General features: G+C 72.1%; 20 protein-coding genes. 11 read left to right on the top strand and 9 right to left on the bottom strand.

Annotated elements, in window-relative coordinates; translation table 11 throughout:
• Window positions 1-16 precede the first annotated feature (16 nt).
• Window positions 17-1,618, top strand: coding sequence for a hypothetical protein (locus ACIA8L_RS53095; RefSeq protein ID WP_395917415.1), 1,602 nt, complete (start codon window positions 17-19; stop codon window positions 1,616-1,618).
• On the opposite strand, the gene ACIA8L_RS53090 is transcribed toward ACIA8L_RS53095, so the two are convergent.
• Window positions 1,619-2,362: a class I SAM-dependent DNA methyltransferase gene (locus tag ACIA8L_RS53090; RefSeq protein ID WP_395917414.1), complete on the bottom strand. Its 744-nt coding sequence runs from the start codon at window positions 2,360-2,362 to the stop codon at window positions 1,619-1,621. It lies immediately after the preceding gene.
• Between the two features lie 98 nt (window positions 2,363-2,460).
• Here ACIA8L_RS53090 and xylB point away from each other — a divergent pair, with 98 nt between their 5' ends.
• Window positions 2,461-3,846, top strand: a complete 1,386-nt coding sequence (gene xylB / locus ACIA8L_RS53085; protein ID WP_395917412.1) for a xylulokinase — start codon at window positions 2,461-2,463, stop codon at window positions 3,844-3,846.
• Window positions 3,847-3,902: 56 nt separating this feature from the next.
• Here the strand turns inward: xylB and ACIA8L_RS53080 are convergent, their stop codons facing one another.
• The gene (locus ACIA8L_RS53080; protein ID WP_395917452.1) at window positions 3,903-7,829 is read right to left on the bottom strand and encodes a molybdopterin-dependent oxidoreductase; all 3,927 of its coding nucleotides are present in this window, start codon (window positions 7,827-7,829) and stop codon (window positions 3,903-3,905) included.
• A 60-nt stretch (window positions 7,830-7,889) separates the two neighbouring features.
• Window positions 7,890-8,279: a MerR family transcriptional regulator gene (locus ACIA8L_RS53075; RefSeq protein ID WP_395917411.1), complete on the bottom strand. Its 390-nt coding sequence runs from the start codon at window positions 8,277-8,279 to the stop codon at window positions 7,890-7,892.
• Between the two features lie 41 nt (window positions 8,280-8,320).
• On the opposite strand from ACIA8L_RS53075, the gene ACIA8L_RS53070 reads away from it, so the two are divergent.
• From ACIA8L_RS53070 to ACIA8L_RS53055, 4 genes are all read left to right on the top strand, one after another.
• Entirely contained in the window at window positions 8,321-10,054 is a 1,734-nt protein-coding gene (locus ACIA8L_RS53070; protein ID WP_395917409.1) for an Hsp70 family protein, read from the top strand.
• 98 nt (window positions 10,055-10,152) lie between these two features.
• Entirely contained in the window at window positions 10,153-11,376 is a 1,224-nt protein-coding gene (locus ACIA8L_RS53065) for an anion permease (protein ID WP_395917407.1), read from the top strand.
• The gene (locus ACIA8L_RS53060) at window positions 11,376-11,690 is read left to right on the top strand and encodes a hypothetical protein (RefSeq protein ID WP_395917405.1); all 315 of its coding nucleotides are present in this window, start codon (window positions 11,376-11,378) and stop codon (window positions 11,688-11,690) included. The genes ACIA8L_RS53065 and ACIA8L_RS53060 overlap by 1 nt, the downstream gene beginning before the upstream one ends.
• Window positions 11,691-11,698: 8 nt before the next feature.
• Window positions 11,699-12,019 carry a DUF3349 domain-containing protein gene (locus ACIA8L_RS53055; RefSeq protein WP_395917404.1) on the top strand — a complete coding sequence of 107 codons (321 nt, stop codon included), beginning with the start codon at window positions 11,699-11,701 and terminating at the stop codon, window positions 12,017-12,019.
• 49 nt (window positions 12,020-12,068) lie between these two features.
• On the opposite strand, the gene ACIA8L_RS53050 is transcribed toward ACIA8L_RS53055, so the two are convergent.
• The 4 genes from ACIA8L_RS53050 to ACIA8L_RS53035 are packed head-to-tail and all read right to left on the bottom strand — an operon-like array spanning window position 12,069 to window position 15,831.
• A complete protein-coding gene (locus tag ACIA8L_RS53050) occupies window positions 12,069-13,163 on the bottom strand; it encodes a hypothetical protein (protein ID WP_395917403.1) in 1,095 nt (364 codons plus the stop codon).
• A gap of 48 nt (window positions 13,164-13,211) precedes the next feature.
• The gene (locus tag ACIA8L_RS53045; protein ID WP_395917402.1) at window positions 13,212-14,507 is read right to left on the bottom strand and encodes a cytochrome P450; all 1,296 of its coding nucleotides are present in this window, start codon (window positions 14,505-14,507) and stop codon (window positions 13,212-13,214) included.
• Window positions 14,504-14,947: a hypothetical protein gene (locus tag ACIA8L_RS53040; RefSeq protein ID WP_395917400.1), complete on the bottom strand. Its 444-nt coding sequence runs from the start codon at window positions 14,945-14,947 to the stop codon at window positions 14,504-14,506. The genes ACIA8L_RS53045 and ACIA8L_RS53040 overlap by 4 nt, the downstream gene beginning before the upstream one ends.
• A gap of 38 nt (window positions 14,948-14,985) precedes the next feature.
• Window positions 14,986-15,831 carry a helix-turn-helix domain-containing protein gene (locus ACIA8L_RS53035; protein ID WP_395917399.1) on the bottom strand — a complete coding sequence of 282 codons (846 nt, stop codon included), beginning with the start codon at window positions 15,829-15,831 and terminating at the stop codon, window positions 14,986-14,988.
• A gap of 104 nt (window positions 15,832-15,935) precedes the next feature.
• On the opposite strand from ACIA8L_RS53035, the gene ACIA8L_RS53030 reads away from it, so the two are divergent.
• On the top strand, window positions 15,936-17,294 hold the full coding sequence (locus tag ACIA8L_RS53030; protein ID WP_395917397.1) for an MFS transporter: 1,359 nt from the start codon (window positions 15,936-15,938) through the stop codon (window positions 17,292-17,294).
• Between the two features lie 2 nt (window positions 17,295-17,296).
• On the opposite strand, the gene ACIA8L_RS53025 is transcribed toward ACIA8L_RS53030, so the two are convergent.
• The gene (locus tag ACIA8L_RS53025) at window positions 17,297-17,986 is read right to left on the bottom strand and encodes a hypothetical protein (protein ID WP_395917395.1); all 690 of its coding nucleotides are present in this window, start codon (window positions 17,984-17,986) and stop codon (window positions 17,297-17,299) included.
• A gap of 73 nt (window positions 17,987-18,059) precedes the next feature.
• Between ACIA8L_RS53025 and ACIA8L_RS53020 the strand changes: the two genes are divergently transcribed.
• Window positions 18,060-18,821: a class I SAM-dependent methyltransferase gene (locus tag ACIA8L_RS53020; protein WP_395917393.1), complete on the top strand. Its 762-nt coding sequence runs from the start codon at window positions 18,060-18,062 to the stop codon at window positions 18,819-18,821.
• Window positions 18,818-19,537, top strand: coding sequence for an ASCH domain-containing protein (locus tag ACIA8L_RS53015; RefSeq protein WP_395917391.1), 720 nt, complete (start codon window positions 18,818-18,820; stop codon window positions 19,535-19,537). Before ACIA8L_RS53020 ends, ACIA8L_RS53015 begins: the two co-directional genes overlap by 4 nt.
• 310 nt (window positions 19,538-19,847) lie before the next feature.
• Here the strand turns inward: ACIA8L_RS53015 and ACIA8L_RS53010 are convergent, their stop codons facing one another.
• Window positions 19,848-22,361: a LamG-like jellyroll fold domain-containing protein gene (locus ACIA8L_RS53010; RefSeq protein ID WP_395917389.1), complete on the bottom strand. Its 2,514-nt coding sequence runs from the start codon at window positions 22,359-22,361 to the stop codon at window positions 19,848-19,850.
• Between the two features lie 131 nt (window positions 22,362-22,492).
• On the opposite strand from ACIA8L_RS53010, the gene ACIA8L_RS53005 reads away from it, so the two are divergent.
• Together ACIA8L_RS53005 and ACIA8L_RS53000 are read left to right on the top strand one after the other, a co-directional pair.
• Window positions 22,493-23,179 carry a hypothetical protein gene (locus ACIA8L_RS53005; protein WP_395917387.1) on the top strand — a complete coding sequence of 229 codons (687 nt, stop codon included), beginning with the start codon at window positions 22,493-22,495 and terminating at the stop codon, window positions 23,177-23,179.
• Window positions 23,176-23,943, top strand: a complete 768-nt coding sequence (locus tag ACIA8L_RS53000; RefSeq protein WP_395917386.1) for a class I SAM-dependent methyltransferase — start codon at window positions 23,176-23,178, stop codon at window positions 23,941-23,943. The genes ACIA8L_RS53005 and ACIA8L_RS53000 overlap by 4 nt, the downstream gene beginning before the upstream one ends.
• The last annotated feature ends 46 nt before the right edge of the window (window positions 23,944-23,989 follow it).

Raw genomic sequence — 23,989 nt, 5'->3', positions numbered from 1 at the left:
TTTGTTCAATGGGCGCATGAGGAGATCGCTTGGCCGCGCGCTGTCCGGCGCGTTCGTGGTGGGCGGGGCGGTGGCCGCCGGCACGGCGTTGTTCGTGCCGGCCGGGCCGGTGTACGCGGACGGTCCGGCGTGGCGCTACCTGATCGCGGGGACGGTGCTGCTCGAACTCTCGGTGGTGTGGCTGCTCGGGCGCTGCTGGCCCCGGCCGGGCCGGCCGGCCGGGGCCACGGTGCCGCCGCGCCGCTCGCTGCTGTTCACCGGCGGGCTCGCGCTGGCCGGGGCGCTCTGGGCGGTGCCCCGGGCCGTCAACGACCTCACCAGCGGGCTGCCGGGGCCGCGGCCGGCGCTGGTGGCCGCCGGGTTCCTGCTGCTGCTGGCCGGTGTGGCGCTCGGCCTGCCCGGCTCCGGCGCGGAGCCGGACGCGTTGCCGCGCCGGCCGCTGGTGCGCGGGTGGCTGGCCGGCCTCCTGCTCGTGCCGGTGCTGGTGCTGGCCGACTTCGCGGCGGTGCGGCTGACCCCGGTCCGGGCCACGACCACGGACGCCGTCGCCGCCCCCGAAGTGCCCGCGGTCGTCGGCGGCGTGCGCTGGACGTGGACGGCCCCGTCCGACCCGGTCGGTGTCGTGGCCGCCGGAGCCGGGGCCGTCGTCCGGCTGCGCGACGGGCTGACCGCGCTGGCCGGGCGCGACGGCGCGGTCCGCTGGACGTACCGCCGGCCCGGCACCACCGTCACCGACGTCGTGACGACACCCGACGGTTCCCGGCTGATCGCGATCTTCTCGTCCCGCAACGGCGGGCGGCACACGTTGGTCGTCACATTCGACGCGTACACCGGCGCGGTCCTGGAAACCGACGAGACGGTGCATGACCGGGTGGCCCGGCCGCAGAACCGGGTGTGGCTGGACTTCGATCCGCAGCGCATCCGGGCGACCTGGCTGGAGGCGGGCGGCGAGGCCTGGACGTGGCGGGCACCGGACGGCTGCCGGCTCGACCGGCCCCTCGAGCAGCTGCTGACCCGGGCCGGCCCGGTGCTGCTGATGACCTGCGCCGATCCGGCCCGTCCCGACCTCGCCGTCGGCTTGGACGAGGCGACGGGCCGGGAGCGGTGGCGGACCGTGCTGACCCGGGCGACGGACCGGGAGCGCCGGTCCTGGATGGTGCTCGGCTCCGGTGCGGCCAGCATCGACGCCAGTATCCTGCTCGACATCGAAACCGGCGCGGTGTTGTACACGGCGGCCCCGCGCCACGCGATCCGGGTGCCCGACCGCAACTTCCCGCTGCTGGACTACTACCCCGAGGGCCGGCCGCCGACGGCCGGCCCGGACGTTCTCGTGCACGACGTCGCCACCGGCACGGACCGGCCCGAACCGGCCCGCGACCCCGCCACCCGCTGCCGGTCGCCGCTGCTGACGCCCGCCGGTCTCCTGCGGCTGTGCCGGACCGCCGGTGACACGCTGCGCCTGGAGTCGTTCACGCTGCCCGCCGGGCAGCCGGCCGGCTCGGCCGAGCTGGCGCTGGGCGGCGACCTGCCGCCGAGCCCCGAGCGGATGCTGACGGTCGCGCCCGGTGCGGTGGTCGCCTGGTCGGCCGGTCACCGGACGGTCTACGGCCTGGCCTGACTACTGCTCCTTGAGCGGCCGCCGATACACCGACACGTGCGACCGGGAGTCGGCGGTGAACTCGGCCCCGGCCCAGTCGGCGTGCCGCGACTCCAGCGTGAACCCGGCGAGCTGCCCCATGAGGTCCAGCTCGGCCGGCCAGATGTAGCGGTGCGGGCTGCGCGACAGCCGCGCCGCCCGCGACCCGTCGAAGTCGAAGTCGAAGTGGTGCGACACGACGCGCTGGTTGAGCACGTCGTAGGTGTCGAGCCCGAGATAGCCCGGCTCCGCCCCGAACACCACGGCCGACTGCCCGGGCGGCAGCTTGCGCAGCTCCGGCACCCAAAGCTCGATCACGAACCGCCCACCGGCCACCAGATGCCGCGCCGCGTTGCGGAAACACTCGACCTGCTCCGCCTGCGTCAGCAGATTGCTGATGGTGTTGAACACCAAATACACGAGGGTGTACTGCCCGGACGCCGACGCGGTCGCCATATCCCCGACGACAACCGGAATCGTCGCCTCGTCGGCCTTCTCCCGGAGCCGCCGCAACATCGGCCCGGAAAGCTCGATCCCGGTCACCGGCACCCCGGCGGCCCGCAACGGCACCCCGATCCGCCCGGTCCCGATGGCGAATTCCAGCGCCGCCCCACCCCCGGCCAGCTCAGCCAGCCGGGCAACGGCGGGCTCGACAACATCCGCCGCGAACATTCCTTCCCCGGGCGTGTCGTAATTGGCCGCGGTCTCCTCGTCCCAGAGCATCATTCGACCATTCCGAACAACGCCATCGATGTCCAGCCATTTGCTCCAACGGGTTTGGAAGGAACTTGAACTAACCGGTCGAGGATGCGTACAGTCGGGCGATGACGCTGGTGGCGGGGGTCGACTCCTCGACGCAGTCGACGAAGGTCGTGGTGTGCGACGCGGACACCGGCCACGTGCTCCGCGAGGGCCGCGCGCCGCACCCCGACGGCACCGAGGTCGATCCGCGCCGGTGGTGGGCCGCATACGAGCGGGCCAGCGCCGGCCTGCTGGACGGTGTCGCGGCCATCGGCGTCGGCGGGCAGCAGCAGGGCATGATCTGTCTCGACGAGGCCGGCGCCGTGGTGCGCCCCGCCGTGCTCTGGAACGACATCCGCTCGGCCCGCGCCGCGGCCGACCTCACCGCCGAGTTCGGCGGCCCGCAAGCCTGGGCCGACGCGGTCGGGCTGGTGCCGGTGGCCAGCTTCACGGTCACCAAGCTGCGCTGGTTCGCCCGCGCCGAGCCGGAGCCGGCGGCCCGGACCACCACGGTGCTGCTGCCGCACGACTGGCTCACCCACCGGCTGCGCGCGGACCCGGGCGAGGTGACGACCGATCGCGGCGACGCCTCCGGCACCGGATACTGGTCGCCGGCGGCCGGAGCGTACCGCCGGGACCTGGTGCGGCTCGCGTTCGGCCGGGACCTGGCGCTGCCCCGGGTCGCCGGGCCGGCCGAGACGGTCGGCGAGACCGCCTCCGGCGCGGTGCTCGCCGCCGGCACCGGTGACACCATGGCCGCGGCGCTCGGCGTCGGTCTGCGCCCCGGCGACGTGGTGGTGTCGCTGGGCACCTCAGGCTGCGCGTTCGGGCTGAGCGAGACTCCGCCCGCCGACGCGAGCGGGCTGGTGGCCGGCTACGCCGACGCGACCGGCCGGTTCCTGCCGCTGGTGTGCACGCTCAACGCGGCCCGGGTGCTGGGCACCGTCGCCCACCTGCTGGGCCGGTCGCCGACCGAGTTCGACGAGCTGGCGCTCTCGGCGCGGCCGGGCGCGGGCGGGTTGACGCTCCTGCCGTACCTGGACGGGGAGCGCACCCCCAACCTCCCCGGCGCCCGCGGCCTGCTCGCCGGGCTGACCCGGGCAAACGCGTCGCCGGCGAACCTGGCGCGGGCGGCGGTGGAGGGCATGCTCGGCGGCCTCGCCGACGCGCTCGACGCGCTGCGCGCCCAGGGCACCCCGGTCGACCGGGTGCTGCTGATCGGCGGCGCGGCCAAGTCCCGCGCGGTCCGGGCGATCGCACCGGCGCTGTTCGCCGCGCCGGTGAGCGTGCCGAGCCCCGCCGAGTACGTCGCGCGCGGCGCGGCCCGCCAGGCGGCCTGGGCCCTGTCCGGCGGCGCCGAGCCGCCACAGTGGCCGCTCACGGCCGAGGACCTGCCCGCCGCCGCCACTGCGCAGGTGCACGAACGCTACACGGAAGTCCGCGAGCGGTCGCTGCGGCTGCTGAGGTAGTGGCGAGGGGGTCAGGCCGGCAGGGCCGAGGGCGAGCATAGGCACGGCGGTAGCGGTCAGTACACGTCGCGTAGGTAGCGCTTCTCGGCGGTCAGTTGTTTGACGTACGCGGCGCCGTCGAGGTTGCCGTGGGCGGCGGCTATCTCGCGGAGGGTCACGTCGACGTCTTTCGCCATGCGGGTGGCGTCGCCGCAGACATATACGTATGCGCCGTCCTGCAGCCAGGCCCACAGTTGTGCGCCGTGTTCGCGCATGCGGTCCTGGACGTACACCTTGGTTCGCTGGTCGCGGGAGAACGCCACGTCCAGGCGGGTCAGGATGCCGTCTTCGGACAAGGCGGCCAGGTCCTGCTCGTAGTAGAAGTCGGTGGCGCGGCGCTGTTCGCCGAAGAACAGCCAGTTGCGGCCGCGGGCGCCGCGGGCCCGGCGCTCCTGCAGGAAGGCCAGGAACGGGGCCACGCCGGTGCCGGGGCCGATCATGATGATCGGGGCGGCGTCGTCGGCGGGCGGGCGGAAGTGCGGGGAGCGCTGCAGGAACACGCGCACGTCGGCGTCGGCCGGGGCGTCGGCCAGGAATGTCGAGCAGACCCCTTTACGAATACCGAAACGAACGACCGAAACCGTGGTGGCGACCCGGGTCGGCGACAGCAGCGGCGAGGACGAGATCGAGTACTGCCGCGGCTGCAACCGCTTCAGCACGCCGATCCACTCCTGCGGCGTCGCCTTGACCGCGTGTTCGGCGACGATGTCGACGGCCTGGCGGCCCCAGCTGTACTTCGCCAGCTCACCCTGGTTGTCGGGGCGCAGCAGGGTTCGCATGGCCGGGTCGGCGCTGCGGTCGCCGATGAAGCGCATGAGGTCGGGCGTGATCCGGGTGATGTCGAGGCGGTGCCGCAGCGCCTCGCGCAGCTCGATCTCGCCGCCGACGTCGACCGTGGCCAGCGGGTCGAGGCCGGTGACGGCGAGCCACTCGTCGACGAGGTCGGCGTCGTTGACGGGCCACACGCCGATGGCGTCGCCGGCCGCGTAGCCGAAGTCCGGGCCGACGTCGAAGATGAATTCGCGAACCTCTTTCGCGGAGCCGGGCCGGCTGAGCCACCGGTTGCCGTGCAGGGTGGCGGTGACGACCTCGCCGCGGCCGGCCTTGCGCAGCGCCGGACCTTTCGCGGCCGAGGTGCGCAGGGCCTGCAGGACGGTGTCGAGCCAGCCGTCGGCGGCGGTTTCGAAGTCGCCGGGCTCCAGGTCGACCCGGTCGGTGAGCCGCTGGCCGCCGAGCTCGGTGAGGCGGGCGTCGAGGCGGCGGCCGTGGCCGCAGAAGTCGGCGTAGCTGGAGTCGCCCAGCGCGAGCACCGCGTATCGGCGCCCGTCGAGCCGCGGCGCGTCGGCCTGCAGCGAGTCCCAGAACGCGGCCCCGTTGTCGGGCGCGTCCCCGTCCCCGAACGTGCTGGTGATGACCAGGAGATCGTTGCCACCGTGCAGCAGCTCCCCCGCGGCCGCGGTCATCCCCCGGAGATTGGCCCGCCACCCCTCGCCGGTCAGCCGCCGGCTCACGTGCGCGGCGAGTTCTTCGGCATTGCCGGTCTGCGACGCCCAAAGGATTTCGATGGTACGCACTGAGCTCTGACCAACCGCCGCAGCACCCGGCCGGTGGTAGGTGCCGGCCAGGTACCCGTTGACCCAGGCCCCCTTGACCTCGTCGAACGGCGCACCCGCGGGCAGCGTCGGCACGAACCCGGGCCCGGGCGGGTTGGCGGCCAGCGCGGCGATCAGCCCGGCCAGATACATCCGCTCCACATCGGACAGTCGTGGCGCGGCGAGGTCGAGCCCCGGCGCGTCCACAGTCGACCCACTCGACTCCACAGTGGACTCGACGCGGGTCAGCGCGACCGCGCACACCTTCAGCTCGGGCTGGAACGAGATCGGGTCGACGGCGTCGGAGGTGACCGCGTTGACGGCGAGGTCGGCGCCGAACACGTCGTTCCAGTGGAACGGCGCGAAGCAGTGCCCCGGCATCACCCGGTCCGTGACGGTCGCCGGCAGCACCGCCCGGCCCCGGCGCGAGGCGAGTTCCACGCGGTCGCCGCCGGCGATCCCGAGCCGCGCGGCGTCGGCCGGGTTGACCTCGACGAACGGGCCGGGGTTGAGCTTGTTGAGCTTGCCCACCCGGCCGGTCTTGGTGAGCGTGTGCCACTGGTGCTGCACGCGGCCGGTGTTGAGCACGAACGGATAGTCGTCGTCGGGCAACTCGGCCGGGTCGAGGTGCGGGCGGGGGAAGAACACGGCCCGGCCGCTCGCGGTGGCGAACGTGAACCCGGACCCGCCGCCGTTGCGGTAACGGATCGGGTTGCGCCGGTCACTGTCCGGTGCGGCCGGCCACTGCACCGAACCGCCGCGGAGCCGCTCGTAGCTGACGCCGCGCAGGTCGTAGCCGGTCTGCGGGTTGTGAAAGCCGCGGATCTCGGCGAACACGTCCTCGGCCGAGTCGTAGCGGAACGCGTCGCCGTAGCCCATCGCGACCGCGACCCGGGCGATCAGCTCCCAGTCCGCGAGGGCCTGGCCGGGCGGGTCGGCGACGGCACTGACCAGGGTCAGGTTGCGCTCGGAGTTGATCATCACGCCGTCGATCTCGGACCACATCGCGGCGGGCAGGACGACGTCGGCGTACCGGTTCGTCTCCGTCTCGGCGTAGGCGTCCTGGGTGATGACGAGCTCGGCCCGTTCGAGGCCCTCGATCACGGTCCGGCGGTTGCCGACGGACGCGACCGGGTTGGTGCAGATGATCCAGCAGGCCTTGACGTCGCCGGCGGCCATACGCTGAAACAGTTCGACCGTTCCTTTGCCGACCGCCTTGCTGACGGTACCCCCGGGAAGTCCCCACGCTCGTTCGACGAACGCACGATCCGCGTCGACCAGCACCGAGCGCTGCCCCGGCAGGCCCGGGCCCATGTAGCCCATCTCGCGGCCGCCCATCGCGTTGGGCTGGCCGGTGAGCGAGAACGGGCCGCTGCCGGGCCGGCCGATCGCGCCGGTGGCCAGGTGCAGGTTGATCAGCGCATTGGTGTTCCAGGTGCCGTGGGTGCTCTGGTTGAGGCCCATCGTCCAGCAGCTCATCCACTCGCCGGCGGCCGCGATGAGCTCGGCGGCCTTCGCGATGTCGGCGGTGGACAGCCCGGTGATGGCCGCGACCCGCTCCGGGGTGTAGTCGGCCAGGAACGCCGGCATCGCGTCCCAGCCCTCGGTGTGCGCGGCGATGAACGCCTCGTCGATGTGGCCGCCCGCGACCAGCAGGTGCAGGATGCCGTTGAGCAGGGCCAGGTCGGTGCCAGGGCGGACGGGCAGGAACAGGTCGGCCTTGTCGGCGGTGGCGGTGCGGCGCGGGTCGGCGACGATGAGCTTCGCGCCGGCCTTGATCCGGTCGAGCATGCGCAGGTGCAGGATCGGGTGGCAGTCGGCCATGTTGGAGCCGATGACGAAGAACAGGTCGGCGCGGTCGAAGTCGTCGTAGGAGCCGGGCGGGCCGTCGGCGCCGAGGGAGAGCTTGTAGCCACTGCCGGCGCTGGCCATGCACAGCCGGGAGTTGGACTCGATCTGGTTGGTCCGGATGAAGCCCTTGGCCAGCTTGTTCGCCAGGTACTGCGCCTCGAGCGTCATCTGCCCGGACACGTAGATGGCGACCGCGTCCGGGCCGTGCTCGTCGATGATGGCTTTGAGCTTGTGCGCGGTGTACTCGATCGCCTCGTCGACGCTTGTCGCTTGTCGGTCTTCGCTGCGATTTGTCCGCACCTGGGCGGTTTCCAGGCGGCCCGGGCCGGCGAGCATCTCCGCGCTTGTCGCGCCCTTGGTGCACAGGCGGCCGGCGTTGGCCGGGTGCTCCTTGTCGCCGAGCACCTTGAGCACGCGGCGGCGGCCGTCGGGGTCCGTCGCCACGTCGAGGACCATGCCGCAGCCGACCCCGCAGTAGGAACAGACCGTGCGGGTCTGCATCACGCGCCGACGGTACAAACGAAGCGTTACACGCGTGTCACACCGAGATCGCGTCCAGAATTACGCCCAGCCCACATCGACACTCGCCGCGATGTGAACGTTCGCCCGGTACCACTCGATCTTCTCCCGGATTCGCACCTGCTCGTCGCGCAGCGCCGCGATCTTGGACTCGATCTCCCGGTCGTGCTCCTCGAGCAGCTCCGCCCGCTCCCGGAAGGTGGCCTCACCACCCCGCGCGAGCTCGGCGTAGCGCAGCATCATGGCGATCGGCATGCCGGTGTCCCGCAGGCACCGCAGGATGCCGAGCCAGGCCAGATCGTCGTCGTTGAACACGCGCTGCCCGCCCGCGTTGCGCTCGACACTGTCGAGCAGCCCGATCCGCTCGTAGTACCGCAGCGTGTCGAGCGAGAACCCGCTCCGCTCGGCCGTCTCCCCCGGGGTGTACGTCATGCCTATTTGTACCGCACCGGATCGCCTATGGTTTTGAGTCCATGGGGGAATATCGGCTGGGCGTGGACCTCGGGACATCGACAACGGTCGCCATGCTGCGGGGGCCGGACGGGCGGGTGCTGCCGCTGCTGTTCGACGGGTCACCGCTGCTGTCCTCGGCCGTCCTGTTCGGCACCGACGGTTTGCTGCACACCGGGCGCGACGCCGAGCACCTCGCGCACGCCGCGCCCGAGCGGTTCGAGCCCAACCCGAAGCGGCGCATCGACGACACCGGCGTCCTGCTCGGCGGGGCCGAGATCCCCGTCGGGACGCTGCTGACGGCGACCCTGCGGCGGGTCGCGGCCGAGGCCGCCCGGGTGGCCGGGGCCGTGCCCCCGGTGACCCTGACGCACCCCGTCGGCTGGGGTCCCCGGCGCCGCTGGGCCCTCTCCGCCGCGGCCGCCGCGGCCGGACTCCGGCAGGTGGACACCGTCCCGGAGCCGATCGCCGCGGCCGCCGCGTTCGCGACCCCGGTCCCCGACGGCGGCCTGCTGCTGGTGTACGACCTCGGCGCCGGCACCTGCGACCTGACCCTGCTGCGCCGCACCCACGGCGGCTACACCACCGTCGCCTCCGACGGCCTGGACAACGTCGGCGGCCTCGACATCGACGCGGCTGTCGTCGCGCATCTGCAGGGGCTGCACGCCGAGCTGCGGCCGACCCGCGCTCTCTGGAACGAGGTGCGCTCGGCCAAGGAGATGCTCTCCCGGGCTTCGTCGACGATCGTGCACCTGCCGGACCTGGGCCTGGACGTGCCGCTGGGCCGGGAGGAGCTGGAGCGGCTGGCCCGGCCGATCCTGGAGCCGACCGTGGAACGGGCCCAGCGGCTGGTCGGCGGGCAGCCGGTGACGGTGTTCCCGATCGGCGGCGGAAGCCGGATCCCGCTGGTCGCGACACTGTTGCACACCGCGCTCGGCGCGGCCCCGATCGTGCTCGAGAACCCCGAGCTGGTGGTGGCCGACGGCGCCGCGCACCTGAGCCTCGACCCCGCGCCGCCGGCCCGGCCGATCCCGGCCGCGGCCGCGGCCCCGGCGCCCGCTGCGGCCCGCCCGGCCCGGCAGTGGGGGGCCTGGGCGGGGGTGGCCCTCTTCGCCGTCCTCGCCGCGACCGGGATCGTGCTCCTGGTGACGCGGGACCGCAGCCCCGGCGGCACCGCCGCGCCCGGCGCGACCGCGAGCGCCACCGCCACGCCGACGCGGCGGCCGCCCTCGTTCGACCAGCAGAAGATCCCGGAGCACCTGTGCCGGTTCATCGACGTCAGCGCCTACACCGCGACCCACGCGGTGGTCGCCGACTCGCAGCAGGAGGAGACGGAGCCGAAGTCGACCGGCGACACGGCCACGGCCAGCTGCTCCCTGGACCTCGCCGAGAAGGACAAGGCGGCCGGCGAGCGGAGCACGAAGTACAGTGTCTTCAGTTTCGTGACGATGTGGGACGACGCCCACGACGCCGCCGGCTATCAGCGGTACCTCACGGCCAGCCCGGCCGTCGGCACGCTGCAGCAGAAGCTGGCCGGCCTCGGCGACGACGCCATGCTGATCGCCCGGCCGCAGGCCCAGAGCAGCGTCTACGACCTGCGGGTCATCGTCCAGGACGCCAACCTGTCGCTCGAGGTGACGTTCCGGGCGATCCGCTCCGACAACTCCCCCTTCACCGCGCAGGATCAGCAGCAGTTCCAGACCGGCGCGGCCGCGGTGGCCCGCAGCAGCCTCCCGAAGATCGAGGCCGCCCTGTAGCCCACGCCCGGGTTAACGACAGATGGACGGCAGCCGAACCCTTGCCACAGGGCCCTTCAGCACTGTCGTGACCTGCGAAACGGCGCGACGATCAATGCGTGACAGAAACAACCGTGGTGCTCGTTCTGGTGATCGTCACCGCCCTCGGGTTCGACTTCACCAACGGCTTCCACGACACCGCCAACGCGATGGCCACGTCCATCGCGACGAAAGCGCTGCGGCCGAAGACCGCTGTGCTGCTCTCGGGCATCCTGAATCTCGTCGGCGCCTTCCTCAGTGTCGAGGTCGCGCTCACCGTCACCAACGCGGTGGTCAAGATCCAGAACTCCGACGGCACACCGAAGGCGACCCTGCTCGAGGGCGGCGGGTCCGCACTTCTCCTCATCGTCCTGGCCGGCCTGGTCGGCGGCATCGTCTGGAACCTGTTGACCTGGCTGCTGGGCCTGCCGTCCAGCTCCTCGCACGCGCTGTTCGGCGGCCTCGTCGGCGCGTCGATCGCGGGCCTGGGCTGGGCCGGGGTCAACTGGAACGGCAACGGCACCAAGCTCGACGGCCTCGTCGGGAAGGTCCTGCTGCCGGCCATCATGTCGCCGGTCATCGCGGGCGTCATCGCCGCCGTCGGCACCTGGCTGATCTACAAGGTCGTCGTCGGCGTCGCCGCCCGGTTCACCGACAACGGCTTCCGCTGGGGCCAGATCGGCTCCGCGTCGCTGGTGTCGCTCGCGCACGGTACCAATGACGCCCAAAAAACGATGGGCGTCATCACCCTCGCGCTGATCGCGACCGGCGACTGGACCGACACCAAGAACATCCCGTTCTGGGTCAAGGCCGCGTGTGCCCTGGCCATCGCCCTGGGCACCTACCTCGGCGGCTGGCGGATCATCCGCACGCTCGGCAAGGGCCTCGTCGAGATCGCACCGCCGCAGGGCATGGCCGCCGAGGCGTCCTCGGCCGCGGTCATCCTGGTCTCCAGCCACCTCGGCTTCGCCCTGTCCACGACGCACGTGGCGACCGGCTCGATCCTCGGCACCGGCGTCGGCAAGCCCGGCGCCCAGGTCCGCTGGTCCGTGGCCGGCCGCATGGTCCTGGCCTGGCTCATCACCCTGCCCGCGGCCGCCGTCGTCGGCGCCGTGATGTGGTGGGTCGGCCACCTCGTCGGCGGCCTGGCCGGCGCCATCGTGGTCTTCCTGATTCTCGTCGCGCTGGCCGGGTACATGTACTGGCACTCGCGCAAGAAGCCGGTCGACCACAACAACGTCAACGACGAGTGGGAGAACCCCAACCAGCGCGACGAGCTGGCGAAGACCGAGGTGGCAGCCTGATGTCGCAGAATCTGCAGTTCGCGCTCCAGGCCGCCTGGAAGGTCCTGCTCGTCGGGCTGCTCCTGGGCGCCGGCCTGCCGACCCTGTTCGCGCTCGGCGTGCGCTCCCTCGCCTGGGGTGCGGGCGGCGCGGCCGAGGTCTCCCAGGACGGCACGGCCGCCAAGGCGCAGCCGATCGGCACCGTCCTCGGCTGGGTGTGCTTCATCGTGGTGCTGCTCGGCGTCGCGCTGGGCATCACCTTCATCGTCGCCAGCGGCTTCGGCAAGATGCTGAGCTTCGAGCACATCTACCCGACGATCGTCGACAAGCACTAGGGGAATCGATGGGCGAGTCCCGCTCCAACTTCATGGTCCGCGCCGTGGCCTGGCTCCGGGCCGGCTACCCGACCGGCGTGCCCAAGCAGGACTACGTGGCCCTGCTCGGCATCCTGCGCCGCAAGCTCACCGAGGACGAGGTCCGCAAGATCGCCCGCGAGCTCGCCGAGCACTCAACCACCGGCGAGGTCATCACCACCGAGGACATCGAGGCGATGATCAAGGACGAGGTGCTGCAGAACGCCACGCCCGAGGACGTCGTGCGGGTCTCGGCCCACCTCGCGGCCGGCGGCTGGCCCCTGGCCGACCCGCCCCGCGACGAGGACTGACTCCGGTTTCGTTCGTGGCCCGCACCGCACGGTGCGGGCCACTCGTGTTTCAGCCGGTCGGCGCGACTTTCGACAGCAGCTGCACGAGGCCGGTCGGCAGGACCTCGCGGGGTGTGTCGACGACCTTGAACGCGGCCGGTGGGGGCTGCTGCCGGCCGGTGGCCGGGTCGAACAGCGCGGTGATCCGCTGGGTGCCGGAGGCGGGCTGCATCGGCAGGAGGCCGTTCGGCCAGGGGCTCAGCAGGGTGTACTGCGGCAGTTCGCGGCACTCCCCCGACTCCCACGCGCACACCAGCCGGACGTCGTCGGCGGTGCCGAGGCCCTGCCCGGCGTAGAACTTGCCGTCGGCGGTGAAGTTGCTCAGGGACCGCCGCGGCACCGTCCGTTTCGGCTGGAACGAGGCGTCGGTGATGACGAGCCGCGGCTGGCGGGTGGCCGGGTCCTTGTCGGTGTAGGCGAGCTCGCCGGTGACCGGGTTGACCTGGACGTAGGAGTGGGCGATGGACTGCAGGCCGCCGCCGGTGTCGCCGCCGGTCAGGACCGCGTCGGCGACCTGCTTGGTGTCCTTGCCGTCGACGGTCATCGTGTAGAGCGCCTTGTCGCCGGCGACGATGAGCCGGTTGTCGACGGTCCAGCCGGCGAACTTGGCGGCCCGGCCGGCCGCGGCCGGGAACGGCGCGTCGTGGCCGCGGGCCTGCCCGGCGACGAGCTCGGCGACCTCGACCCCGTCGCGCCCGGGCCAGGCGAGCCAGCGCTCGTCCGGGGAGAACGCGAGGTTCGTGTTCGCGGCCGTCGGGGCGATGTCCTCGCCCAGGGTGCTGACCTCGCTGTCGAGGCCGACGACGACGGCTTTGCCGCTCTTGCGGGCGAGGGCGTGCCGGTAGGACGGCGACGCGGTGACGACGAGGTTGCGCGACCATGATGCCGGCTGGCCCATGGCGGTGCTCTCGTCGGCCTGCACGGGCCCGCCGCCGGCGTCGACGCCGATCATCGACAGCCCGTGCGTCATGGGGATGCGCGACGCGGCCAGCTGCGGCGGCGGCTGCCGCTGCTCGGCCGGTGGCGGGGCCGCGGCCTCGGGCGACCGCTCGCACCCCGCGGCCAGGATGAGCATCGCCAGGAGCACCGCGCCTAATCGTTGCACCGCGGCAACCTATCCAGCCAGGTGGCCGGACGGCATCATCCGTTGAGCTCAGGCGGGTCGCGGGGTGGCCGAGATTTGGAACCGGCGGCCGGGGTTCGGGCCGGGTGTGGCCGTGATCCGCAGCGGGCGGCCCGGCCGGGCCGGGGCCAGCCGCAGCCGGCGGAGCAGCATCGCGACCGTCGCCACGGCCAGGACCTGGGTCATGCCGGCGCCGAGGCAGGTGTGCCCGCCGACGGAGAACGGGGCGTAGACGGCGGCCCTGCGCCCGGCCGTGAAGTCGCGGTCGAGGTCGAAACGCCGCGGGTCCGGGAAGTGCTCGGGCAGTTGGTGGGTGACGCAGGTGGCGACCAGGACGCGCCGGCCGGCCTCGATGTGGAAGCCTTCGAAGTCGAAGGGCTCGACGGCGGTCCGCGCGGACCCGGGGGCCGGCGGGTAGACCCGCAGCGTCTCCATCACCAGGCCGTGCAGGGCCGGCAGGTCGCGGAGCCGCTCGAAGGTGAGCGGGCCGGCGGCGTCCACCTCGGCGGTCACCCGGGCCAGCACCTCGGGGTTGCGCAGCAGCACGTCGATCATGAAGCTGTAGAGGTACGCGACCGTGTTGACGCCCGCGAAGTACCCCTGCAACGCCATGCCCGCCTGCACGTCCGGCGGGTACGGGGCGGCCAGGGCCAGGTCGAGCAGGTCCGGCGGGGCCGTACCGGGACCGGCCGCCGCCCGCTCGGCCAGCGCGGCGCGGGCGAACCGGTGGATCTCGGCCCGGGCCCGGCGGTAGCCCGGCCACCGCAGCGTCGCCGCCGGCCATTTCCCGGCGATGGTGACGTCGAGGACCAGCTCGAAAGCCGACCGGAGGGTCTCGAACCGGGCAGCCGAGCTGGCCCCGGTGTAGGCGATCGACAGCTGCGCCGCCGCGAGCCGCTGACACGCGTCGACCGCCCCGATCGCCGGCTTCCCGGCCCAGCCGTCGAGGATGCGTTCGCTCTCGGCCGTGATCGCGTCCCAGCGGGCGGCGAGCAGGTCCCGGGAGAGCCCGGCGGCCAGGATCTTCCGCAGCTCCCGGTGCGGCCGGCCGCGCAGCACGTGGACCCGCATCCCGAACTCGCGGTCGAGCCCGCCGAAGCTCTCCTCGCTGGTGAACACCGCCTCGCCGCGTTCGAGCAGGAACCGGTTGGCGGCCGCACCGGCCATGATGACGAACGACTGGTTGAGGGCCCGGACCCGGAACACCGGCCCCATCTCCCGGTAGCTGTCGACGAAGAACTGCTGGACGTCGCCCATCATCCGCAGCGCGTTGCCGAGCACCGGCACGCCGGGCACCGCGGGCGGCGGTCGCAGCATCGTGGTCATGGCAGCCACCGCAGCCCCGGGTCGGCGATCCCGGCCGGAATCCGCTCCCGCGCGTCCGGCCGCGCACCGTCACCGCGCCCGATGACGTCCTGCCCGGCCGGCGTGACCAGCGACCGCGCGAACGACAGCACGATCAGGTCCCGGTCGTCACTGAGGTGTTCGACCCGCCACCGGCTGCTGAGCGCCTTGAGCAGACCGCGCCCGCGCCAGGTGAACACGCCGGTCCGCGGATCGAACCGGTCAACGCCTTCAATCTTTTTCACGGCATTTCCGGGGGTACGGTATGTGACTTGGTCGCTCACCGTGAGCGGATCGGCGGCCAGGAGCCCGTAGCGGAACATCGGTTGCCGGCGGCGGCCCGAGAGCCACATCGGGAACGTCGTCGCCAGCACCCTCCACTGCCCGGGCAGCACGTCCCGGAGCGTCTGCTGGTCCCGCATCAACGAAGCCTATCAATGCGACGGCCGCGTCCACGCCCTCAGATGCCGCGGGCGGCCCGCGACAGCAGGTTGAGCGCCGCCTCGGACGGGGAGCCGGACTCGGCCGTCCACGTCAGGAACAGCTGATCGGACGCGTCCGGGCGCATGACCTCCTGCGTGAGCGTCAGCCGGCCGACGAGCGGGTGGCGGAACCGGCGCACGTGCGGGTCGCACTCGCTGACCTCGTGGGTGGCCCACAGCCGCGCGAACTCGGTGCTGCGCACGCAAAGGTCCCCGATCAGCTCGGCCAGCTTCGGGTCCTCGACGTGCCGGGCGACGAGCATCCGCAGGTAGGCGACGGACTCGCGGGCCTTGTCGAGCCAGTCGACGTACAGCTCCCGCATGTGGGCGTCGAGGAACAGCATCCGGACCTTGTTGGGCCGGTTGCCAGGCTGGTCGGCGCGGGCCGGGTCGACGTGGCCGGCGAGGAACGCGTGCCCCATCCGGTTCCAGGCCAGGACGTCGCCGAAGCGGCCCAGGACCACGGCCGGCACGTCGTCCATGGCCCCGATGAGCTGCCGCACGCCGGGCCGCACGTGCTCGACGTCGGGCCGTTCCCGGTGCGGGACCGGCGAGCCGGGCCGGGCGAGGGTGAACAGGTGCTCACGCTCGGTCTCGGACAGCCGCAGGGCCCGGGCCAGGGCGGCCAGGACCTCGTCGGAGGCGTTCTGGCTCTGGCCCTGCTCGAGGCGGATGTAGTAGGAGACGCTGACCCCGGCCAGCTGGGCAAGCTCCTCGCGGCGCAGGCCGGACACCCGCCGCCGCTCACCGTAGGAGAGCAGGCCGACGTCTTCGGGGCGGAGCACGGCCCGCCGCGACTGCAGGAATCCCCCGAGACCGTCCACGCCTACCAGTATCACCGGACGCTCTGGCGATAGCCTGCCACTGCTGGTGGTACCAATGCCGCGGGGCTTTCTGCAACGGCCCGGTCCGTTTGAGGCTGGGCCGCATGACCGCAACACTCGACGCCGCACCGGTGCGCCTGTCCTCCCGCCAGCGGGTGACGCTGCTGGTCCTGCTCGGCGCCCAGTTCATGCTCGCCGTCGACTTCTCGATCCTCAACGTCGCACTGCCCGCCATCGGCGCCGGGCTGCACTTCAGCCTCGAGCACCTGCAGTGGGTGGCGACCGCGTTCGCGCTGCCGGCGGCCGGGTTCACGCTGCTGTTCGGCCGGATCGGTGACCTGTTCGGCCGGCGGCGGCTGTTCCTGACCGGCCTGGCCCTGCTGGTCGCCGCCTCACTGCTCGGCGGCTTCGCGCAGAACCAGCCGACGCTGCTCACCGCCCGCGTGCTGCAGGGCTTCGCGGCCGCGATGGCCACCCCGGCCGCGTTGTCGTTGCTCACCACCTCGTTCTCGGAGGGGCCGCGGCGCGACCGGGCGCTCGGCCTCAACGGCGCGCTGCTGTCCAGCGGCTTCACGACCGGGGCACTGCTCGGCGGGGTCCTGGCCGACGTGTTCGGCTGGCGGTGGGCGTTCCTGCTGAATGTACCCGTGGCGCTGATCATTGTTTGTGTCACACCATTTGTGGTGGACGCTTCCCGCACGCCGCAGCGGCCGCGACTCGACCTGCCCGGCGCCGTCACCGTCACGCTCGGGTTGTTGCTGCTCGTGTTCGGCATCACCCAGGGGTCCGTACTCGCCGTCGCGGGCGCGGCCGTGCTGCTGGCCGCGTTCTGGTTCATCGAACGGCGGGCGGTCTCGCCCCTGGCCCCGGTGCGGATCCTGCGGCGGCCGACCGTGCGGTGGGGCAACCTCGGCGGCCTGGTGGTGTTCGCGATGGGCAGCGCCGTGGTGTTCCTCGGCACCATCTACCTGCAGGAGGTGCTCGGGTTCTCGGCCCTCGCGACCGGGCTGGCGTTCGCCGTTCCCGGGCTCGTGGCCGTCCTCGCGGGCGTGCTCGGCGGGCGGCTGCTCGGGCGGCTCGGGCGCCGCCTCACGCTGGTCGGCGGGCTGGCCGTGCAGGGCCTGGCGTTCCTGGGCCTGGTCGCGCTCGGGGCCGACCGGGCGATGTACGTGCCGCTCGTGGTGCTGCTGAGCATCGGGTTCTTCGGGCACATCGCGGCGATCGTCGCCTACACGGTGACGGCGACGTCCGGCCTGCCGGATGAGGAGCAGGGCCTCGCGACCGGGCTGAGCACGTTGACGCAGCAGGTCGCGATCACGGTCGGCATTCCGCTGGTGAGCGCGGTGGCGGCGACCCGGTCGGACGTGCTGGGCGGCATCCACACCGCCGTCATCGTCGACGTCGCCATCACGCTGGTGGCGGCGTTCGCCATCAATCACGGTCTGCGCAAGGCGCGGATCTGAGTTCAGGAGACGGCGGCGCCGGTGCTGCCGTCGATGACCGGCCGGGTGCCCAACGGCCCGTCCAGGCGGACGGCGACGAGCGACACCTCGACCGGTTGACCAGGGCGGGGCGCGGCGGTGGCGCAGGTGCCGCAGCCGCTGTAGACGCTGACGGTGACCCGCTCCGCCGTCTCCTGGACCACCACCGCCGACGGCGCCGAGCCGGCAGCGACCGACACGACGAGGCCGGTGCCGGCGGGCAGCGTCTGGAACGGCGGCAGCCACGCCGGCGGCCGCCAGCCGTCCGGGACCGGCTGATACCGCTGGATCGGCACCGGGTGGGCGTTCGCCGGCGGCGCGGCCACCTGACTCACGGAGCTTTGCAGCACGGCCACGTCGGCGTCGAAGGCCGCGCGGGTCTCGGACCGGGTCCCGGACGAGCTCGACGCGGCGTTGCCGGAGGGCGTGGTGACAGGTGCGGGCGCGGCGGTGGACGTCCCGCCATGTGTGGCCAGGCCGACGGCCCCCGCGACCAGCGCGATCAGGACGACGCCGTTGGCGACCCGGGCGACGGTGAAGGCGGCGGCGCTGGGCTCGTTGGCCTCGGGGCGGCGGTGGGCCCAGGCCTGCAGCCGCTCCCACTGCGAGCGCGGCGACAAGACGCCCCAGAGCGTCAATGCGATGAACGGCACGAAGCACAGCACCAGCAGCACGGCCCCGATGGTATCGGCGCCGGTACTATGTGCGGCAATGCCCGGTTCGCCACCCGCGCGGAGGATGGTCGCAATGTTGGAGCGCGTCGACTACGACGACCGGCAACATGCGGTGTATTCGGCCGGGCGGGCGTTGCCCGCGGAGACGGCGCGGCTCTGGTCCGAAGTATTCGCCAGGTGGGCGGGTGCGTCGAAGCCTTCGACCGCACTGGACCTGGGTTCGGGCACGGGCCGGTTCACGCCGATCCTGGCCGAGACGTTCGGCGGCCGGGTCTACGGTGTCGAGCCGTCCGAGCGCATGCGGCAGCGCGCCGAGCAGGACGCCCGGCATCCCGGCGTCCAATACCTGGCGGGCCGCGCGGAGGTCATCCCGCTGCCCGACCGGACCTGCGACCTCGTGCTGATGTTCCTCGTGTTCCACCACTGCACCGACCGCCGGCGCGCCGTGGCGGAGATCCGTCGCGTGCTGCGGCCCGGTGGGCGGGTCTTCATCCGCAGCACGTTCTCCGACCGCATGCCCGACCTGCTGTGGCATCGGTTCATCCCCGGTGCGCGGCGCGTCGAGCAACAGATGTTTCCGACGCTCACGGAGGTGACCGAGCTGTTCGAGGCGGCCGGCCTGACGGTGCTCGGCCTCGACCGGATACGCGAGACGGCCGCCCCCGACCTCGCCACCTACGCCCAGCGACTGCGGCTGCGGGCCATCTCCACCTTCGAGCACCTGACCGCCGACGAGATCGAGCAGGGGTTCGCGGCCCTGGACCGCGCGGTCGCGGCCGGCGACACCCCGGGGCCGATCACGATGGACAGCGACCTGCTCGTCCTCGGCGCATGACCATGCCCGCAACCGACCTCGCCGCCGCCGAGACCGACCTGGTCACGGCCGCTCGTGCGGCCCTGCGCGCCGGCGGCGACGGCAACATCCACACCGTCGCGGCCGCCGTCCTGGACGAGCACGGCCGCATCCACGTAAGCCTCAACCTGTACCACTTCACCGGCGGCCCCTGCGCCGAACTCGTGGCCCTCGCGGTGGCCCGCACCGCCGGCGCCCGGGCCCCCCGGCTGATCGTCGCCGTCGGCGACGCCGGTCGAGGCGTGCTCGCCCCGTGCGGCCGCGACCGCCAGGTCCTCGCCGACTACCACCCGGGCATCCACGTCATCGTCCCGACCGTTGAGGGCACCCGGATCGAGCCGATCGCCGGGCTCCTGCCGCACACCTACCAGTGGGAGCGCCAGCAGATGCAGCGGCTGCGGTTCCGGACCGCACACCTGCCCGCCGTCCGCGCCGGCCGCAAGCGGGTGACGATGCGCTTCAACGATCCCGTGCAGGTCGGGCCGGCGCTGCTGGTGTTCGAGGCCGACGACGAGGTGTCCCTGCCCGGACGCATCATCTCCACCGTCGCCAAGCCCATCGCGGGCATCACCGACGACGAGGCGCGGGAGGACGGCTTCCCGAGCGCCGCCGCCGTCCTGCCCGGCCTGCGCGACTACTACCCGGACCTGCAGGCGAGCGACGAGATCGTGATCGTTCGCTTCGACGTGGACGGGTGACCGTCTTTCCGTGCCGCCGATGGTGCGCGGGCCTATCTGGACGTCAGCAGCACGACGCCGAGCGCGGCGGTGGCGCAGCGTGATGCCCACGGTGGCGCAACTGATGCCGGCGGTGGCCAGCGTGATGCCGGCGCCGGCGCGCTGAAGGGCACCGGACCCATCACACCGCCGCCCGGCGAGCCACGGGCCGATCACGTCGCCAGCCGGCGAGCCGCGAGGCTGGTCAAAGCCGACCTGTTTGTCGGCGGGAAACCGAACGGCGGGCCCCGGTGCTGGGGCCCGCCGTCGGCATGCGCGGTTGTTGCTCGTTTCAGTTGTTCGAGGTGAACAGCTGGCGGATCTCGTCCGCGCTGAGTGCGCGGTCGTACAGGTGGACCTGGTCGACGGTACCGTCGAGGTAGTCCACCGGGTTGCCGCCATACTTGCCGCGCCCGATGACCGTGTTGCCGGTCGGGCCGGACTGCGGCAGGCAGGCGCTCGCGGTGCCGGCCAGCTCGCCGTCGACATACAGCCGCAGCTCACCCTTGACCGTGTCGCGCACGCCGACGAGGTGGTACCACTGGCCGACGTTCGGCTTCACCGGTGCGAGCGCGCGGACACCGGCGAAGCTCATCGCGAAGCGCTGGTCGGCGCCGGAGTACTGCAGGTAGAAGTCGCTGTTGGACGGGCCGTCCTGGCTGACGACGGTCTGGAAGCCGCCGTCGGCCTTGTCGAGCTTCACCCACGCCGCGGCCGAGTAGTCGGAGGCGGTGTTCAGCAACGGCTTGCCGGTGTCGAGGTACTGCGAGCCGCCGTCTAGGGAGACCCCGTTAGCCGTGTGGGCGGCCACGAAAGCCGCGCCGTTGACGAGGTTCGCGTTGTTGCCGGCGACCGTGTCCGCGGCGACCGTACCGGCGGATTCGTCCAGGGGGTAGAACGTGATGCCGGTCAGGCCGGGCGTGCCCGGCGGCGGCTGCGGGATGTTCGTGATCGAGCCGTCGGCCTGCGCGATGATCTTCTGGTTGACCTTCTTGACCTGCTTGAGGTCCATCTTGGTGACCTGGCGGTCGTAGGTGAAGAAGCCGTTGAGCTCGGCCTCGACGTCGGTGATCTGGGTGTAGATGGAGGCGCTGATCCCGCACCGCTTGGCCGAGGTGATGACGGCCTCCTGGTTTTCCACATACTTTCGCGTCAGCGTGGCCGAGTCGGGCTCCATTTCGTAGGCCTGGCCGTCGCCGAACCACATGTGGTTGGACGTCTTGAGGCCGTACCCGCCGTGCTCGCCGTCGATCGACACCCGGTCCCCCGACGGCGCCGGTGAGGCCGGGCCGAGGTACTGGTGGAAGTCGATGACATCGCCGCGGCCCGAGTCGCCGTGGGAATTGCAGCAGTTCACGCCGCTGTGGGCGTCGACCAGCCGGGTCGGGTCCTGGGCCTTGACGTCGTCGGCGATCCGGCCGGTGGCGGTGCGGTCCCACTCGCCCCAGCCCTCGTTGAACGGCACCCAGGCGACGATCGACGTGAACGAACTGTGTTCGCGAACCATTTCGTGCAATTCGTTCTCGAACTGAGCGCGCCAGTCGGCCGGAATCGGTCCGGTGTTCGCGGCCGGCATGTCCTGCCAGATCATGAGGCCGAGCTTGTCCGCCCAGTAGTACCAGCGGTCCGGCTCCACCTTGATGTGCTTGCGCACCGCGTTGAACCCCATCGCCTTGTCCTGCTCGAGGTCCCACTTCAGCGCGGCGTCGGTCGGCGCGGTGTAGAGCCCGTCCGGCCAGAAGCCCTGGTCGAGGTTGGCCAGATTGAACAGGATCTTGCCGTTGAGGGCGATCCGCAGCTTGCCGTCGGCACCCTTGGCCGTGCCGATCTGCCGCATGCCGAAGTAGGAGCCGACGGTGTCGACCGTCTTGTTGCCGCCGTCGACGAGCGTCACCTGCAGGTCATACAGGAACGGATTGTCAGGAGACCAAAGCTTCGGCTTCGGTACTGCCAGTCGCAGCTCGGTTCCAGGAGTTCCCGTCACCGTTCCCACGACCTTGTTGCCGTCCTTGGCAACGGCCTTCACCTTCAGGTTCGTGCCGCCGCCGGCCACGGTCGCGGTGAGCTTGAGCGCGCTGCCGGCCACGTCGGGAGTGGTGGACAGGCCGCTGATCGAGGCCGCCGGGACCGGCTCCATCCACACGGTCCGCCAGATGCCGGAGCTGCCCTGGTAGAAGATGCCGTGGTCGGAGGTGCGCCGCTGCTTGCCGATGGGCTGGCCGGTGGCGTCGGTCAGGTCCTCGGCCCAGACGATGAGCTCCTGGGTGCCGGTGCCGTTGAGCGCGTCGGTGACGTCGACGTCGAACCCGTCGTACCCGCCGCGGTGCGTGGCGACCTGCGTGCCGTTCACGAATACTTTCGCGTCGTAGTCGACGGCGCCGAAGTGCACCTGCAGCCGCTGACCTTCGCCGACCTTCCAGTTTTTGGGGACCGTGAACGTGCGGCGGTACCACATCCGGTCCTCGTGCCGTTGGATGCCGGACAGCGCGGACTCGATCGGGTAGGGCACGAGCACGCGCTCGGCGAGGGTCTGGCTGGTGGGGACGGCCTGCCCGGCGTCGGCGCGGGCAAACTCCCAGACGCCGTTGAGGTTCTGCCACTTGTCGCGGGTCAGCTGGGGCCGCGGATACTCGGGCAGCGCGTTGTCCGGCCCGACCTTCGAGGTCCACTTCGTGGCCAGCGGCGGGATGCCGGCGTGCCACCCGGTCCCGGCATCGGCCGGCGGCGCCGCGGCGGCCGCCCCGGCCGGGATGGTCAGGCCGGCGGCCAGCGCCCCGGCAGTGAGAATTCGTCCCAGTCTTCGCATGGAGGAGTGCCCCTTCGGCGATGGCGGAGCGTCAAGAGTGCACTCATCTGAACAAATATCCTCAGCAACCGTCAAGAGATGTCGATGACTACGTTCAAAACCAACACGATCGAACACGTTACGCTGCTCGCATGTCCATGCACGTGATCGAGGACCTGGTGTCCGACTCGATCCAGGCTCTCGACAAGCTCGCCCCGGCCGACGACGACCGGCCGCGCGACTGGTTCACCGCGCTGTACGCCTTCCAGCGCGACTTCGACTGCTCGAACACGATGGGCCGCGTCGAGGAGATCCTGGTGCGCCGCCGGCACACATACCGGTTCCCGCAGGCCGACTTCCCGGAGCACGTCGGCATCACCGAGTTCACCGAGCTCGGCCCGGGCTTCGACGAGGACGACGCGTACGACCCGGGCCTGCCGGACGGCTACGTCGACCCGCCGTGGCTCTACTGCGAGGCCGGCACGCCGATGTGGCAGCGCATGGTCGAAGCCGGCCGCCTCGAAGGCCCCGACGCCGTTCCGCCGCACGCGATCCGGCTGGTCGACGTGGTGCTGGAGCTGGCCCGGTCCGGCGACGACCCGGAGCTCATCGCCCTCTGGTACGGCCTGGGCCACGCCAACCTCGTAGGCGGAACGCCGCTCACACCGGAGGACCTGGAGGCGAACCCGTCGGTGCGCGAGTTGCGCGCGCTCATGGTCAGCACGGGCGCCGCGGCCGTCGAACTGCCGGAGGGCTACCGGCCGACGGCCGAGCAGCTCGAGGTCCTCGACGACGAACTCGAGACCTGGTGGTACGACCTGTCTGCGGTGCGGTCGTGAGTTTCGAGGTCGCCGCCGATGCTTACGAGCGGTTCATGGGGCGGTTCTCGGCGCCGCTCGCCACCCGGTTCGCGGATCTGGCCGGTGTGGTGCCCGGGCAGCGGGTGCTCGATGTCGGGGCCGGGACGGGCGCGCTCACGAACGAGCTCGTGACGCGGCTGGGTGCGACCGCGGTGGCGGCCGTCGACCCGTCGGAGGCGTTCGTCGCCGCCGCGCGTGCTCGCTTCCCTGAGATCGATGTGCGTTTGGGTTCGGCCGAGCATTTGCCGTACCAGAGCGGCGAATTTGATTGTGCACTTGCGCAACTGGTCGTGCACTTCATGGCCGATCCGGTCGCCGGTTTGCACGAGATGGCCCGCGTCACGCGCCCCGGCGGCGTCGTGGCGGCGTGCGTGTGGGACCACGCCGGTGGCGGCGGCCCGGTGTCGCTGTTCTGGCGGGCCGTCCGGCACCTGGATCCCGCCGCCCGCGACGAGTCCGGCCTGGCCGGCGCGCGGGAGGGCCACCTGGCCGAGCTGTTCACGGCGGCCGGACTGTCCTTTGTGGAGTCCACCGGCCTGTCGGTCGAGGTGACGTACGCCGACTTCGCCGCCTGGTGGGAGCCGTACACCTTGGGCGTCGGCCCGGCCGGCGACTACGTGCGCGGTCTGGATACCGTCCACCGCGACGCCCTGCGTGCCCAATGCGCAAGCCAGTTGCCAACTCAGGGCCCGATCACGATCACCGCCCTGGCCTGGGCCGCAACCGCGAGAGTGCCGGCCTGACCGCCCGCCGTCGCCGAGCTCGTCCAATGGGCTTGTAGTGCGCCAA

The organism is Dactylosporangium sp. NPDC051541, from assembly GCF_044454505.1.
Classification (GTDB): domain Bacteria; phylum Actinomycetota; class Actinomycetes; order Mycobacteriales; family Micromonosporaceae; genus Dactylosporangium.
Note: the sequence above shows the minus strand (reverse complement) of the source record. Positions and strands in the feature narration are given on the sequence as shown.